Origin of the sequence: Clostridium sp. CM028, assembly GCF_030585565.1 — a bacterium.
In the GTDB taxonomy this organism is placed as follows: domain Bacteria; phylum Bacillota; class Clostridia; order Clostridiales; family Clostridiaceae; genus Clostridium_AD; species Clostridium_AD estertheticum_B.
Window position 1 is genome coordinate 3,193,501 of record NZ_CP077766.1, and the last position, 15,159, is coordinate 3,208,659.

Consider the following 15,159-nt stretch of genomic DNA (forward strand, 5'->3'; position numbering starts at 1 on the left):
TTAACAATGAAGAAAAAAATAGGAAGTTTATTAATAGTACTTACATTAGTTATGCCTTTAATGCTTGCAGGATGTGGCACTGATAAGAAAACTGAGACAAAAGGTACGCAAAAAAAGGAAATAAACGTAGGGTTTATATATGTAGGACCTGTAGGTGACGAAGGCTGGACTTACTCTCATGATGTTGCAAGAAAAGAGATTGAAAAACAGCTAGCTGTAAAAACTTTGTATAAAGAATCAGTAAAAGAGGATTTAGCAGAAGTTGAAAAAGTATGTGAAGAAATGATTAATCAAGGAGCTAACGTTATTGTAGGAACAAGTTTTGGATTTATGGATGGAATGGAAGCATCAGCTGCGAAACATCCTGAAGTTAAATATCTACATGCATCTGGGTACAAAACTTCAGAAAATATGTCAAACTATTTTGGACGTATCTATCAAGCAAGGTATCTTTCAGGGATAGTTGCTGGAATGAAGACTAAAACTAATAAAATAGGATATGCAGCAGCACACCCAATTCCAGAAGTAATAAGAGGAATAAATGCTTTTGCTCTAGGGGTACAATCAGTGAATCCGAAAGCTGTAGTAAAAGTAAAATGGACTAATACTTGGTATGACCCAGCTAGAGAAAAAGAAGCAGGAAAGGCACTTATTGCAGAAGGTGTAGACGTAATTACCCAGCATCAAGATACTGCAGGACCATTACAAGCTGCAGAAGAAGCAGGAATATCCGCTATTGGATATAATACAGATATGAAAGCTAAAGCACCTAAAGCATATATGACATCGCCAGTTTGGAATTGGACACCATATTATGTTGAGCAAATAAAAGCTATTAAAGCCGGTACGTGGAAATCAGGAAGTTATTGGAAAGGTTTAGAATCTGGAGTAGTGAGTCTTGCGCCGCTCACAGAAAATGCACCAACTGGAGCAAAAGAGGCTGTAGAAAAGGCTAAAACAGAGATTCTTTCAGGTGAAAACAAAATATTTGTAGGACCTTTAAAGGACCAAACGGGAACTACTAAAATTGAAAAAGGTAAAGTCATGACAGATGAGGAATTACTACAATTTAATTGGTTTGTTAAAGGCGTAGAAGGAAAAATAGAGAAATAATATATGATTTTAAAATATGGAGGAGATGATTTAATATGAATGAAATCCCTTATGTATCTATAGAGAATATTAGTAAGACCTTCGGAAAGGTAATAGCTAATAAGAATATGAATTTAACGGTGCATGGTGGGGAAATTCATGCGCTACTAGGTGAAAATGGGGCAGGTAAAAGCACTCTCATGAATATGCTATCAGGGGTATATACTCCTGATAGTGGCTCTATTTTTATTCATGGGAAAAATATGAATTTTACTTCTCCAAAGGATGCTATTAAAGCTGGTATAGGAATGATTTATCAGCATTTTAAATTAGTTGAGGAAATGACTGCGAAGCAAAATATATTACTGGGTCAAAATAGAGGCTTATTTTTTAATGACAAGTTAGAAATTAAAAAGATTAATGATATATGTGTAAAATTTCATTTAGAGATGGATGTAAACAAATATGTTTGTGATATGGCAGTAGGAGAGAGGCAAAATCTTGAAATACTTAAAGTACTTTATAGAGGTGCTGATGTCTTGGTATTAGATGAACCTACTACGGTGTTTACTCAAGGTGAAACTGAAAAATTATTTAAAATAATGAGAAAGATGAAAGAACAAGGCTGTGCAATTATATTTATAAGTCATAAAATGGATGAAGTAATGGAGATATGTGACAAAATTACTGTATTAAGAAAAGGTGAAGCTATAAAAACAGTTGAAAAAGAAAATACCACTCCAAAGCAATTAACAGAACTTATGATGGGTCGCAAAGCGGATTTATCTATAAATAAGGTAAATAAAGGGCCAGGAGATATAATGCTTAAGGTAAAGGACTTGAAAGTGTTAAATGCTGAAAAGGCAGAGATAATTAAAAATATTAGTTTCAGCCTAAGAAGTTCTGAAATTCTTGGCGTGGCTGGAATTGCTGGAAGTGGCCAAAGGGAATTATGTGAGGCCATTGCAGGAATTGAGAAGGTAGCAAGTGGTGAAATAGTTCTTGAGGGGGAGAATCTAGTAGGGAAATCTCCTAGAGATATTATTAATAAAGGCATAAGTATGAGCTTTATACCAGAAGATAGATTAGGAATGGGACTTGTTGCTTCTATGGGAATGGTGGATAACCTTTTGCTAAAGGATTACCACACGCAAAAGGGGATATTTATAGATAGAAAACCAGTCGTAATTAAAGCAAAAAAAATGGTTGAGAAATTTGAAATTAAGACACCGGACATACATCATCCCATAAAATATTTATCAGGTGGGAATATTCAAAAAATATTAGTTGGAAGAGAATTAAGTATGTATCCGAAGATTCTTGTTATGGCATATGCGGTAAGGGGCTTGGATATTAATACGTGTTATACGATTTACGACCTAATAAGTCAAGAGAAGGAAAAAGGAACGGCAGTATTATTCATTGGAGAAGATTTGGATGTGTTAATTAAGTTGTGCGATAGGATTATGGTGCTTTGTGATGGTGAGGTTACTGGCATTGTTGATGCGAAAAAAGCTTCAAGAGAAGAAATTGGTATGATGATGGTGGGAAATACTGCCCAGATGGAGGAGAATTAGATGATGAAGATTGTTAAAAGAGCTGAAACTCGCAAAACTGATAATTTTAAAATTAGAAGCATTGCAATCCTCCTATCATTATTGGTACTAGGTATGTTTTTGTTAGTAATTAAACTTAATCCAATAGACGTATATGCGTCTCTTATAAAGGGAAGCTTTGGCTCGAGTTATAGTATTAAGCAAACACTTATTAAGGCAATACTACTGATTGTAGCTTCTCTTGGAATATCGATAGCCTTCAAGATGCAATTTTGGAATATTGGTGGAGAAGGACAAATAGTAATGGGAGCCTTTGCTGCTACTTTTTTTGCATTGAAATTTCCCTATATGGATAAATTACCATTGTTATTAATAATGTTTTGTGCAGGTATTTTAGGCGGAGGGTTATGGGCATTAATTGCAGCCTTACTTAAGGGGAAATGGAATACTAATGAAACGATTGTAACATTAATGCTAAATTACATAGCCTTAAAGTTTATTACATACCTACAATATGGACCTTGGAAGGATAAGAGAGCAATGGGTTTCCCTAAAATACCTAACTTATCGCCAAATGCAACGCTTCCAGATGTTTTTGGTATACATATGGGATGGATAATCGCAATTATACTTGTGATTATAGTGTATATTTTCATGAAATATACTAAGAAGGGTTATGAAATTTCGGTGCTTGGAGAAAGTGAAAAAACAGCATTGTATGCAGGTATTAAAATTAGAAAAACCATGTACATAGCTATATTTTTAAGTGGAGCACTATGTGGAATTGCAGGTGTAATTCAAGTATCAGCTGTAAGTAGGACACTGTCTGCACAAGTTGCAGGTGGGGCAGGATTTACAGCTATAATTATAGCTTGGCTTTCAGGATTAAGTGCACCCATTATAGTAATAGTATCGATACTATTTGCGGCTCTATTACAAGGAGCGTCATTTATTCAAACAGCATTTGGAATACCTGAAGCGGCTGCACAATTAATACAAGCAATTATACTGTTTTTTGTATTAGGCAGTGAATTCTTCATTAAATATAAAATAAATTTTAACTATCAAGGCATACTAAAGGAGGAAAATAGAAATGAATAGTATAACAACATTTTTAGCCGCTGCGGTTGTAGCAGGTACACCTCTACTTTTTGCCACATTAGGTGAATTATTAACTGAAAAGGTAGGTAACCTTAATTTAGGTGTAGAAGGCATGATGCTTATGGGATCTGTCATTGGATTTATGGCAGGCTTAAGTACGGGAAATCCTGTTATAGCAATGATAGCTGCAGCGATTTCAGGAGCCTTTGGAGCGTTAATTTATGCGTTTTTAACTATAACACTTCGGGCAAATCAAGTTGTATGTGGTCTTACGCTAACTATATTTGGAACAGGGTTCTCAAGTATGATAGGTAAAAAATTGATTGGGCAAGTTACCCCAGATAAGGTTAAATCATTTTTCGTACCTAAAAGAATTCCATTAATTGGAGATATACCTTTTATAGGAGATATATTTTTTAATCAAGATGTGTTTGTATATTTGGGATATATTATAACTTTGCTTTTGTTTATATATTTATATAAAACTACTAAGGGCTTAAACACCATGGCAGTTGGCGAAAATCCTGCAGCTGCCGATGCAGCTAGTATAAACGTTAATTTGTATAAATATGTGAATACATTAGTAGGCGGAGCTCTTTGTGGTCTTGGAGGAGCATATCTATCTCTTGTTTATGTTCCAGCATGGCAGGAGAATGTAACATCTGGCAGAGGATGGATAGCAGTGGCCTTAGTAATTTTTGCAACTTGGAGACCTCATAGAGCGATTATAGGAGCATACCTTTTTGGAGGGCTTGACATAGTAGGTTTTAGACTTCAAGGATTACCTAATTTTTCAGTATCTCAATATCTTATTGATTTGCTACCATATTTAGTTACAATAATTATTTTAGTAATAGTATCAATGAAAAAATCTAGTAAAAACTCACCACCGGCTGGACTCGGAAACCCCTATTTTAGAGAAGAAAGATAGTTAATTTCTCGAATTTTTTTACATGATACATAATAGGGGACATTTAATAATTATTCAAATGCAAATAGTTGTTAACTGTCCACAATTATTTTATGTTTTGTGTATAATAATAGTATGATATATAATAGGAATGGTGACAAAATGAAATATGCAGTTATTACATTTACAGAAAAGGGAGATCAAATAGCTAATATTTTAGCTTCAAGCCTTAACATTGATTTGTATTCAAAGAAAAAGCAAAGTGATTTTAATTTTAAGGAAGTTAGTAGAAATGTAATGGAAAACTATAGAGGTGTAATATTTATAAGTTCTACAGGTATTGCAGTTAGAGCTATAGCGCCATACATAAAAAGTAAGGATGTGGACCCTGCAGTATTAGTTATAGATAATTCTTGTAATTATGTTATAAGTCTTTTAAGCGGTCATTTAGGAGGCGCAAATGAGCTTACATTAAAGGTTAGTAAGCTTCTCGAATCACAAGCGATAATAACTACTGCTACAGATAATTTAGGTATTTATGCTCCAGATATGATAGCAAAAGATAATGGACTTATAATTGAAGATTTGAAAAAAGCAAAAGAAATAGCGGCTCTTTTAGTAGAGGGAAGAAAAATTGGATTTTTTGATGAAAGAGGGATAGTACAAACGCCCGTTGGATATAGTAGTAATTTAGAGGACATTAGTGGGTTACTATACATTTGCAGCTCAGAGAGTACTGATAATCATTTAAAGGGACATATAGTGCCTACGCTTAAATTAATAAGAAGAAATATCGTACTAGGGATAGGATGTAGAAAAGATTTTTCAACCCAGAAAATGAAACAAACTGTATTAAGGGTTCTTAAAGAATATAATATAGATATTAGGTCTATAAAGTCTATAACGACGATTTTGATAAAAAAAGATGAGGTTGCAATAAATGCGCTAGTAGATTATTTTAAATGCCAACTTAAAATATTTACGGCAGAAGATATAAAGCAAGTACAACATAAATTTTACGGTAGTGATTTCGTTGAAAAAACTATTGGAGTTAGAGCTGTTTGTGAGCCTTGTGTAGAACTTAGTGGTGCAAGGATTATAAAAAATAAGATGAAATTAGATGGTATGACGTTATGTATAGGTGAAGTATGATATAATAAAGAAGATATTTTTAGTAACAATTATGCAATAAGAGGAGTGTATTTATATGACAACAGATAATAAAGAAGAAGTTATAATGAAAGATATGACAGTAGATAGTAGTGAAGAAATTACAATGAAAGATGCGATGGATAATACTGATGACGTGCTTTTAGCTAAAAAAAGTGAAGATAGCGTTAAAGTTTGGGAAAAATTACAGGAAATCGTAGATGAGAATAAAACGTTAGAAGTAACAGTTAGTGACATAGTAAAAGGCGGAGCTACGGCTTATATTGATGGAGTTAGAGCATTTATACCTGCGTCACAAATCTCAGATTCATATATAGAAAACCTAGAAGACTTTAAAGGCAAAACTTTAGAAGTTAAAATAATAGAACTTGATAAAGAAAATAAAAACATAGTTCTATCAAGAAGAGTAATAGAAAAAGAAGAGAATGAAGGTAAAAAAGATATAATTTGGAATGAACTCAAAAAGGGCGATAAGAGAAAAGGTGTTATAACTAGACTTGCTAAATTTGGTGCTTTTGTAGATTTAGGCGGCATTGATGGTCTTATTCACGTTTCACAATTATCATGGAAAAGAGTTCAAGATCCAGCAGAGGTAGTGTCAGTTGGAGATGAAGTTGAAGTTACTATTTTAGATTTTGATAAAGAAAAAGGAAGAATATCTTTAGGACTTAAATCAGAAGCAGGAAACCCATGGAAGAATATAGTAAGCAACTACAAGCCTGGTGCTATAGTAGAAGGAACTGTTGTAAAATTAATGGATTTCGGTGCTTTTGTACAACTTGAATCAGGAGTAGAAGGACTAGTTCATTTATCAGAAATATCAGAAGAACGTATAGCAAAAGTTTCTGACGTATTAAAAGTTGGAGAAGTTGTAAAAGTTAAAATCGGTGAAATAAACGAAAAAGATAGAAGAATAAGCCTAAGTATTAGAGAAGCAGCAAGAGGAAATGAAGATTTTTCACAATATAAGCAAGAAGAAGAAGAAGCTGGATTAACTTTAGCTGATATATTAGGAGATAAATTCAAAAACTTTAAATTTGAATAAAGTAAAAATAATTAATAATAGTTTTACTTAATAGAGCTACAAGAAGCATAGATTTTTAAAAAAGTCTATGCTGAATTAAGAAGATGATTTCTGTATTGTAAACAGGAGTCATCTTTTTTAGGTTCCATTGATATCTAAATTTAATATCTACTTTTAATAGATTTTTTTAGAAGCGTATGGTAATATATTTATAAAATGTAATTTAATGATATGAAAGAAGGGGATTTTAGTGAGTGAAGTTAAAAAACTTAAAACAAGAGATGAAATTGACAGCATGTACAAGTGGAACGTCCAAAAGATGTATAAGAGTTCTGCGGCGTGGGAAGAAGATTTTGAAATACTAAGATCTAAAGCACCAGAAATGCAAAGATTTTCAGGGAAACTGGGCACTGCTGAGGAGTTATTATCATTTTTAGAAAGCAATGTAGAGATTCAAAGACTTCTAGAAAAATTGCTTGTATATGCACATTTAAGAGGGGATGAGGATACAGCTAAGGCAGAGTTTCAAGTACTTAAAAATAAGATTGATTCATATGCCGCAGAAGTTTCGAGTGCCACTGCATTTTTTGTCCCTGAACTATTATCATTAAAAGAGGGCTTTATAGATGAGGCAATTTGTAAGATTCCAAAACTTAAAATATATGAATTCTACTTACTAGATATTTTAAGTCAAAAGCCTCATACATTAAGTGTAGAGGGAGAAAAGCTATTAGCATCTGTAAGCGACTGCTTAAATGCCCCGGGAAATATATTTGAAATGCTTACAAATGCAGATATGACGTTTCCAAGTATAAAAGATGAAAAAGGTAATGAAATTGAATTAACAGAAGGAAACTACAGTATTTTTATAAAATCGAAGGATAGAAGGGTAAGAAAAGATGCCTTTGAAACATTATTTGGAACATATAAGGGGTTTAGAAATACGTTAACAACATCTTTAACATCATCAATAAAAAACTTTGTATTTAATGCAAAAACAAGAAATTATGCATCAGCATTAGAAAGCTCATTAAAGCCTAATAATATTCCAGTAGAGGTTTATCATAATGTGGTGGATACTATAAACAACAATCTAGACTCCCTCCATAAATATGTAAGACTTAAAAAGAAACTTTTAGGACTTGATGAAATTCATATGTATGATTTATATGTGCCAATAGTTGATGCGGTGCAAGATAGTATTGAGTATGAAGATGCTGTTAAGTTAGCATTAGATGGTATAAAACCTTTGGGTCAAGAATATTTAAATATATTTAAAGAAGGAATTAGTGAAGGCTGGGTAGATGTATTTGAAAATAAGGGTAAACGTTCTGGGGCATATTCTTCGGGATGCTATGACAGTATGCCATACGTACTCTTGAATTATAATCACCAATTAAATGATGTATCTACGCTTGCTCATGAAATGGGGCACTCTATTCATTCTTATTATTCAAGGAAGAATCAACCGTATATATATTCAGAGTATGAGTTATTCTGTGCGGAAGTAGCATCTACAACTAATGAATGTTTACTAATAGATTATTTAATTAAAAATGAGACAGATAAGAAGAAAAGACTATTCTTAATAAATCAGCAATTGGAAGGAATAAGAACTACAGTATTTAGACAATGTATGTTTGCAGAGTTTGAAAAAACAACCCATGAAAATATTGAGCAGGGTAACCCATTATCTCCAGAGGACTTATGTAAAATTTATCATGATTTAAACCGAAAATATTTTGGAGCTGAAATGGTGGTAGATGAGGGTATTGATATGGAATGGGCAAGAATTCCTCACTTTTACAGCGACTTCTATGTATATCAATATACTACGGGTTTTGCAGCAGCTAATTCTTTCAGTAAAATGATAGTTGAAGAGGACGAAAGCGCTGTAGAAAGATATAAAGGATTCTTAAAGAGCGGTGGAAGTGACTATCCAATAAATATACTTAAAAAAGCAGGGGTAGATATGTCGTCACCAAAACCTTTAGAGGATACTATAAGAAGATTTGATGAATTATTAGAAATGCTCGAAAAAGAGATATAAAAAAGTATTGGATTTCTCCTGGGGGACTTGCAATAAGAACTTGAAACGTAAAATTTTGTTAAGAAATTCTAAATGAAATTTCAATGTTTCTACATTTCTTATTGCAAGTCGCTTTCAGAGAAATCCAATACTTATTATTTAGATCTTATTTTGAACATTTTTATGACATAGTAGAGGCAAAGATTGCAGGATTTAATACAATGTCAAAAAAAGAAAAAGAAGAATATAATGTTGTTTCCTTGTGTAAATACACGGGGAAATTCATGTTTATGATTGATTTTTGCATAATACTTTTTGTTTTAAGTAATGTGTTTGCAATGAAAGTACTATTTAATATTGGACTAATGTTATTTTTTGTTGCACTAATATTTACAATAATTTATTCAAATACAGGCGATCGATTTAAAAGATAGATAATAGTCAACTATTTATAAAGTTAAGTGGTTCTAAAGGATTGAAAGGTTGTAAAAAACAATAGATATTATAAGAATAATGTGTAGTAAAGATTAGTAGTATGGGGGTGGAATTGATAAATATAACAAAATATGTTGCTGAACAATTTGGAAAACCAACTGGCATTGGTGGAATTATATCTACATTTATTATGAATAGGATGAATCAAATGCAATACAAGACTGTTATGGATAATTTGAATTGTTCTCAAAAAGATAGAGTATTGGATATTGGGTTTGGAAACGGGTATCTTATTAAACAGTTGGCAAAGAAAAATGAAGGGGATTTTTATGGTATTGAAATTTCTGATGACATGTTAAAGACTGGTTGTAAACGCAATAGTGAATTAATAAAACGAGGAAAAGTACATCTAACAAAAGGTAATGTAATGGATATTACTTTTGAAAATTCTTTTTTTGATAAAATTTATACAGTTAACACTGTTTATTTTTGGGAAGATTTAGATGAAAGTTTATCGGAAATTAAGCGAGTGTTAAAACCAAATGGAATTTTTATTAATGTTATTTATTCAAAACAGTGGTTAGATAATATAAAATATACACAATATGGTTTTTTTAAATATACACCTAAAGAATTAGAAGAAGCAACTTTACGTAATGGATTAAATGTGTTTCAAGTTATTGAAACAAAGAAAAACATTTCATATTGTATTATTTCGAAAATGAACTGATAAAAAAATAGCCATTATTTTTAATAGGATAAGGAGGTATAAAGGTGAAATTAAAAGTTTTAGTAGATAATAATACATATATTGACCGATATTACTGTGGTGAACCTGCAGTTTCATATTATATTGAAGATGAAGAGGTTCGCATATTATTGGATGTAGGATATTCTAATTTATTTATAACAAACGCAAATGCATTAGGTGTAGATTTACAAAGTATAGATGCTATTATTATTTCCCATGGTCATGATGACCACACAAGAGGATTGAAATATTATTTTGAACAAAACTATAAAAATAGAATATCTATTTTTGCTCATCCAGATGCATTTAAAGAAAAAATAATGAAAAATTTTAAAATATGTTCTCCTATTTTAAAAGAAGAACTGAAGGGAAAGTGTGATTTAGTTCTTTCAAAAGCACCTAAGAAAGTTAGTAAACATATAACTTTCTTAGGTGAAATACCGCAGGTAAACAACTTTGAAAAAAGGAAGTCTATTGGTAAACAAAATGTTGACGAAACTTTTGTTGATGATTATGTAATGGATGATACAGCACTTGTATATCAAAGTGAAAAAGGTATTTATATCATTACTGGATGTTCTCATAGTGGAATTTGTAATATAGTAGAATATGCAAAAAAAGTATGTAAGGATAATAGAGTATTAGGTATTATAGGTGGATTTCATTTATTTGAAGTATCTGAGCAAGTTAGTAGGACTATTGATTATCTGAAACAGAACAATATAAGGGAGTTATATCCTTGTCATTGTACTTCATTTGCTGTTCGTGCAGAAATACATAAGGTTTTGCCTGTGAAAGAAGTAGGCGTAGGATTAGAAATACAATGGTAAAAGTATAAGAAATTAGTATACCCTATAGTTATAAGATTTAAAATAATTGGATATTATATGTCCTCTGTAGCTATTTTTGATGCAATCATGAACTACAAAAGACAAGCTGGTATAGAAATATTTGCTACAAGATATGGGTCACTTAAAGGAAGTTTTTTTATGTATATTGTGTTAGCTTGTATGGCTTTAGCTTTAGCAGAAATATTCAAAAAAGCAATTGAAATAAAAGAAGAAAACGACTCGACTGTCTAAAGGAATATAATATTACAATTATCGTAAATTTGGATTTTCTACACTTGAAGCTATTTATCGTGAATTGCAATGCTAACCTGGTGATTTATTAGAATATAAAGAATAATAATATAAAATAGAAATATAATGATGAGAAGCTATCAAATAATATGAGAAATGAGGCGATTTTGTATGTCAAAAAAATGTGCTATTTGTGGTGTAGAAATTGGGTTTTCCTTAGGTGAGTTTATTTCAGATAAATATGTGTGTAATACTTGTTATGAGTTGAATGAAAAAAAGAAATTAAGCGAACAAAAAGAAGAGAATAAAGAGACTGGGTCCAATATGGGGAGAGGGTTAAGTTATATGGCTGACGCTTTTAAAGATGATGAGGTATTCACTTCGTCGGTAAACAAAAAATAACAAATAATTAAGTATTGTATTATTAAAATAGTGCAGTACTTTTTTAAAAAAAACTCTAAAGTACAATAAAAATCGACTCTTCTTAAATAGATAAGTCGATTTTTATATGCATATAAGATGTGATGTTAAAATGTCGCACGAGATATAGTAAGGAGAGTGATTTAAATAATAATTTTCACCACTATTTTAATAGGTATAATATTTTTGACAGGGATTATTATACTACAAATATTTTTATCAAAACGACAAAATAAGTGGCTTGGTTTAATATTGCCAATAATTAATGTTATTTTTTCCATTAGGGCAGTTTTAGGTATAAATTTCGATGGGGGAGAATCAATTAGTACAATTGTAATGGAAACGATTATGACGTTTTTAGTGTGGAATATTTTAACAGGTGTTTTAAGTGATATATATTTTACTTGCCGTGAAAAATTTAAAAAAAGTAAAATATAATTTTTTATTATATATGAAACAGCTTGCGGAAAACAATGTGGATAACTTTTTTAAAAGTTGAGAATTAATGTTGAGTTTCCGGTTGACAGAGAAAAATTTTAAAATCTCATTTGGAAATTCTTGTTTTGTAAATATTAAATTTAAAGGATATGTACCAAATCTGCAGCCTACCGGCCAAAAGACTTTTGGTGGGAATTATTGCGATTTGATCTTTTTTTATCTGCTATCCATAGTAGATACATCTTAGTGTAAATATGATATAGTATGAAGTCTTTCCGGAAGTGGCACCAAATAAGAAGAGCAGAAACATTGAAATTCCATTTAAAATTCTTCTTTTGCAAATATAAAATTCTCGTGAGACTGACTTGGAAGGAAGGCTAGCGAACCGGCTGTAAGCCGAATGTGAACGTTAGAGAATTTTATATTTGCAAAAGATTAGAATTTCTTAATGGAATTTCACGTTTCAAACTCTTAGTTGGTGCCATGCAGGAGAAACTTCATACGAATCGTATTATTTCTTTTTAGTAATATACCAATATACAGGCAATCCAATTAAGGTTATTGCAAGTCCTATAAGTGCTTTTGAAGTATCAGTTAAAAGTGTACTTACTAGGATATATATACCTCCAGTAATTCCGATGAGTGGAACTATTGGGTAGAAGGGTACTTTATAAGGTCTCTCTAAATCTTTATGTTTTGTTCTTAATATAAAGATACCAGCTACTGCCATTGTGAAGAAAATCCATAAAACAAATATAACAAGATCAGTTAAGGTATCAAAAGAACCGCTAAATACATATAAAGAGGCGAGTACTGCCTCGAAAATAAAAGCGTTTAATGGAGTTTGATATTTTTGATTAACTTTTCCGAGGATCTTATCAAAAGGTAAAAGTTTATCTCGAGCCATGGCAAAGGGTATTCTAACTCCTGTCATTAGGTAACCATTTAATGTTCCAAAGATTGAAATTAATATGCCAGCAGTTATAAACAATGAACCAAATTTTCCAAATAAAACTGTTGCAACATCAGAAGCCACTTTATTAGAACTAATAACAGCTGTTATAGGAATTATGTTTATAATTGCTAAATTAAATAAAACATACACTGTTATAATAACGATTAGTCCTAAAATTATGGACTTTGGTATGTCTTTTTTAGGATTTTTAAGTTCTCCTGCTATATTACCTACGCCTACCCAGCCATCATAAGCCCAAAGTGTTCCAAGCATAGCAGCTCCAAAACCAGCTCCGGCTGCAGTAGTCCCTAGTGGCAAGGAAAAACTGTGAGCTGTTCCTTTTATAAGGCCTAAAGCAATAATAATAAAAATTGGAATTAGTTTTGCAACAGTTGCAATGAACTGAATTTTACTAGCAAGTTTTGTTGATAACACGTTTGCAGTGGTGATAACAAATATCATTAATATTGCAAATAGTTTTTGCTGGATTGGACTCATAGGTACAAAATTAGTAGCTTGAGTTGCTAAAACTATTGCGAGTGCTGCGGCGGCACCAGGTACATAAATAACCGTCTGTACCCAACCAAATAGAAATGCCCATTTTTCTCCATAAAGTTCTTTAAGATATATAAATATACCACCAGTTTTTGGAATAGCTGCTGCTATTTCAGCTATAGTAAGACCAGAAGCCATAGTTATAATGCCACCGGCGACCCAAGCAAGTATTCCCATGGTTGGAGATCCTGCGTTTTTAAATACAATAGAAGGTTTAAAGAAAATTCCTGAACCTATAACCATACCTATAACTAGGGTAATGGATTCTAGTAAGCCGATTTCTTTCTTTAGTGTTTTTGGTGAATTATTGATAGAATCTAATTCTTTTGATGCTTCCAGAATAAATCATCCTCTCTTTTGTTAGTCTTAAAATAATAGAAAACTCATTTAAGTGGGTCAAATCATCTCCTGCGGAGCTGAAATGTCGCTAAAATATATAAAGACATGAAGTAAAAAAGCGGCAAAAGCACTGCATTTTTACTACATGTCCTCTTATCTGAAAGTTTCATTAGATAATAATCTAAGTTGCTCCAATAAAAATATTTTAAATAACTATAATCCCAAATGTAAATTTTATTATTTCTTTATATTTTATTAGCAAATTCAAATATAGTCAAGAAGAATTTTTTAAAACATACAACTTAAAATATCTTCTATATTTGCATTTGAAAAATAATCAGATATATTAAAGGCTGAAAGCGCTTTTTTTACATCAGATTCCACATGATTTATGCCTATAAGGGCAGCATCTATGTCCGAGATATCAAGTTTGCTAAAAAAATCACCATATATCGTAATATCTTTTATTATTCCATGTTGTACTTCCATATTACATTCAACAGTTCCAAATGAAAACTTCTTTTCATTTGTGAAATTATATTTTGGTGAATGGCCAAAATTCCATTCCCAAGTAGAATATTTTTCAGTGGCAAGCTTATTTATACTATTTAAATCATATGGAGTGAATTCATACAAATAATCTGAATTATTTTTTGTAATAATATAGTTCATAATTAACTCTTTAAATTCCATGATAGATAGAGACCGTGTTAAGTGCGAACTTATATTAGTTACCCTGCTTAATACGGATTTAATACTTTTGTCTTGAAATTTTAAAGGTTTAGCTTGTAATGCTTTTGATAAATCCGAAATATTTGATGAAAAAAGCAAGGTGCCATGATGAAGAACTCTGTTTTTGTAATTATATTGTGCATTGCCTGAGAATTTTTTACCTTCAATGGTTAGATCATTTCTTCCACTAAATTCTGCATTTATGTTAAGTAAGTTTAAAACATTTAAAATTGGCAAGGTGAATTTTCTGAAATTATTAAAATTTTCTTCACTACTATTTTTGATAAAAGTGAAATTCAAATTGCCTAAATCGTGAAAAACAGTGCCTCCACCAGACAATCTCCTTACCACAGGAATATTATTTGTTTTTATATAGTCTAGGTTAATTTCTGATAAGGTATTTTGGTTTTTTCCGACGATGATACAAGGCTCATCACTCCAGAGCATAAAACAGTCTTCTTTAAATTTTTTTAGCAAATATTCTTCCGCTGCTAAGTTAAAATAGGGACTTGTATTTGTGTTATTTATATAAATCATTATATTTCCTCCTTGCATTAACTTTAGATTTGA

Annotated in this window: 15 protein-coding genes; 13 read left to right on the forward strand and 2 right to left on the reverse strand. The window is 31.4% G+C overall.

The annotated features are described in order from the left end of the window. The first annotated feature begins 6 nt into the window (after positions 1-6). The 13 genes from KTC94_RS15075 (at position 7) to KTC94_RS15135 (ending at position 12,008) form a co-directional block, all read left to right on the forward strand. Positions 7-1,113 carry a BMP family ABC transporter substrate-binding protein gene (locus tag KTC94_RS15075; RefSeq protein ID WP_220319607.1) on the forward strand — a complete coding sequence of 369 codons (1,107 nt, stop codon included), beginning with the start codon at positions 7-9 and terminating at the stop codon, positions 1,111-1,113. A gap of 35 nt (positions 1,114-1,148) precedes the next feature. Beyond that, positions 1,149-2,669, forward strand: a complete 1,521-nt coding sequence (locus tag KTC94_RS15080; protein ID WP_220319608.1) for an ABC transporter ATP-binding protein — start codon at positions 1,149-1,151, stop codon at positions 2,667-2,669. Then, entirely contained in the window at positions 2,670-3,749 is a 1,080-nt protein-coding gene (locus tag KTC94_RS15085; protein ID WP_220286062.1) for an ABC transporter permease, read from the forward strand. Next, entirely contained in the window at positions 3,742-4,680 is a 939-nt protein-coding gene (locus KTC94_RS15090) for an ABC transporter permease (RefSeq protein WP_216301951.1), read from the forward strand. Before KTC94_RS15085 ends, KTC94_RS15090 begins: the two co-directional genes overlap by 8 nt. 141 nt (positions 4,681-4,821) lie before the next feature. Further along, positions 4,822-5,811: a cobalt-precorrin 5A hydrolase gene (cbiG, locus tag KTC94_RS15095; RefSeq protein ID WP_220286200.1), complete on the forward strand. Its 990-nt coding sequence runs from the start codon at positions 4,822-4,824 to the stop codon at positions 5,809-5,811. A gap of 55 nt (positions 5,812-5,866) precedes the next feature. Continuing rightward, positions 5,867-6,874, forward strand: a complete 1,008-nt coding sequence (gene rpsA / locus KTC94_RS15100; protein ID WP_220319609.1) for a 30S ribosomal protein S1 — start codon at positions 5,867-5,869, stop codon at positions 6,872-6,874. A 229-nt stretch (positions 6,875-7,103) separates the two neighbouring features. Then, positions 7,104-8,903, forward strand: a complete 1,800-nt coding sequence (gene pepF, locus KTC94_RS15105) for an oligoendopeptidase F (protein ID WP_220319610.1) — start codon at positions 7,104-7,106, stop codon at positions 8,901-8,903. Between the two features lie 83 nt (positions 8,904-8,986). Continuing rightward, the gene (locus KTC94_RS15110; RefSeq protein WP_220319611.1) at positions 8,987-9,316 is read left to right on the forward strand and encodes a DUF3784 domain-containing protein; all 330 of its coding nucleotides are present in this window, start codon (positions 8,987-8,989) and stop codon (positions 9,314-9,316) included. Positions 9,317-9,429: 113 nt separating this feature from the next. Beyond that, complete coding sequence (locus tag KTC94_RS15115; protein WP_220319612.1) at positions 9,430-10,047, forward strand: class I SAM-dependent methyltransferase; 618 nt, start codon at positions 9,430-9,432, stop codon at positions 10,045-10,047. Between the two features lie 44 nt (positions 10,048-10,091). Beyond that, a complete protein-coding gene (locus tag KTC94_RS15120; protein WP_220319613.1) occupies positions 10,092-10,898 on the forward strand; it encodes an MBL fold metallo-hydrolase in 807 nt (268 codons plus the stop codon). Positions 10,899-10,955: 57 nt separating this feature from the next. Continuing rightward, positions 10,956-11,150, forward strand: a complete 195-nt coding sequence (locus KTC94_RS15125; protein ID WP_220319614.1) for a DUF2975 domain-containing protein — start codon at positions 10,956-10,958, stop codon at positions 11,148-11,150. Positions 11,151-11,321: 171 nt separating this feature from the next. Then, positions 11,322-11,552: a hypothetical protein gene (locus tag KTC94_RS15130; RefSeq protein ID WP_220319615.1), complete on the forward strand. Its 231-nt coding sequence runs from the start codon at positions 11,322-11,324 to the stop codon at positions 11,550-11,552. A gap of 204 nt (positions 11,553-11,756) precedes the next feature. Then, positions 11,757-12,008: a hypothetical protein gene (locus KTC94_RS15135; protein ID WP_258876390.1), complete on the forward strand. Its 252-nt coding sequence runs from the start codon at positions 11,757-11,759 to the stop codon at positions 12,006-12,008. Between the two features lie 511 nt (positions 12,009-12,519). On the opposite strand, the gene KTC94_RS15140 is transcribed toward KTC94_RS15135, so the two are convergent. After that, complete coding sequence (locus KTC94_RS15140; protein WP_220319662.1) at positions 12,520-13,857, reverse strand: APC family permease; 1,338 nt, start codon at positions 13,855-13,857, stop codon at positions 12,520-12,522. A gap of 288 nt (positions 13,858-14,145) precedes the next feature. Further along, positions 14,146-15,126: a lipoate--protein ligase gene (locus tag KTC94_RS15145; protein WP_220286055.1), complete on the reverse strand. Its 981-nt coding sequence runs from the start codon at positions 15,124-15,126 to the stop codon at positions 14,146-14,148. Between the last annotated feature and the right edge of the window lie 33 nt (positions 15,127-15,159).

What these genes read in the sequence shown, in the direction of transcription:
- KTC94_RS15145 (WP_220286055.1), bottom strand. Translation starts at nt 15,126, where the DNA reads ATGATTTATATAAATAACACAAATACAAGTCCCTATTTTAACTTAGCA.
- rpsA (WP_220319609.1), top strand. Translation starts at nt 5,867, where the DNA reads ATGACAACAGATAATAAAGAAGAAGTTATAATGAAAGATATGACAGTA.
- KTC94_RS15130 (WP_220319615.1), top strand. Translation starts at nt 11,322, where the DNA reads ATGTCAAAAAAATGTGCTATTTGTGGTGTAGAAATTGGGTTTTCCTTA.
- KTC94_RS15125 (WP_220319614.1), top strand. Translation starts at nt 10,956, where the DNA reads ATGTCCTCTGTAGCTATTTTTGATGCAATCATGAACTACAAAAGACAA.
- KTC94_RS15080 (WP_220319608.1), top strand. Translation starts at nt 1,149, where the DNA reads ATGAATGAAATCCCTTATGTATCTATAGAGAATATTAGTAAGACCTTC.
- KTC94_RS15085 (WP_220286062.1), top strand. Translation starts at nt 2,670, where the DNA reads ATGATGAAGATTGTTAAAAGAGCTGAAACTCGCAAAACTGATAATTTT.
- KTC94_RS15110 (WP_220319611.1), top strand. Translation starts at nt 8,987, where the DNA reads ATGTTTCTACATTTCTTATTGCAAGTCGCTTTCAGAGAAATCCAATAC.
- KTC94_RS15075 (WP_220319607.1), top strand. Translation starts at nt 7, where the DNA reads ATGAAGAAAAAAATAGGAAGTTTATTAATAGTACTTACATTAGTTATG.
- KTC94_RS15090 (WP_216301951.1), top strand. Translation starts at nt 3,742, where the DNA reads ATGAATAGTATAACAACATTTTTAGCCGCTGCGGTTGTAGCAGGTACA.
- cbiG (WP_220286200.1), top strand. Translation starts at nt 4,822, where the DNA reads ATGAAATATGCAGTTATTACATTTACAGAAAAGGGAGATCAAATAGCT.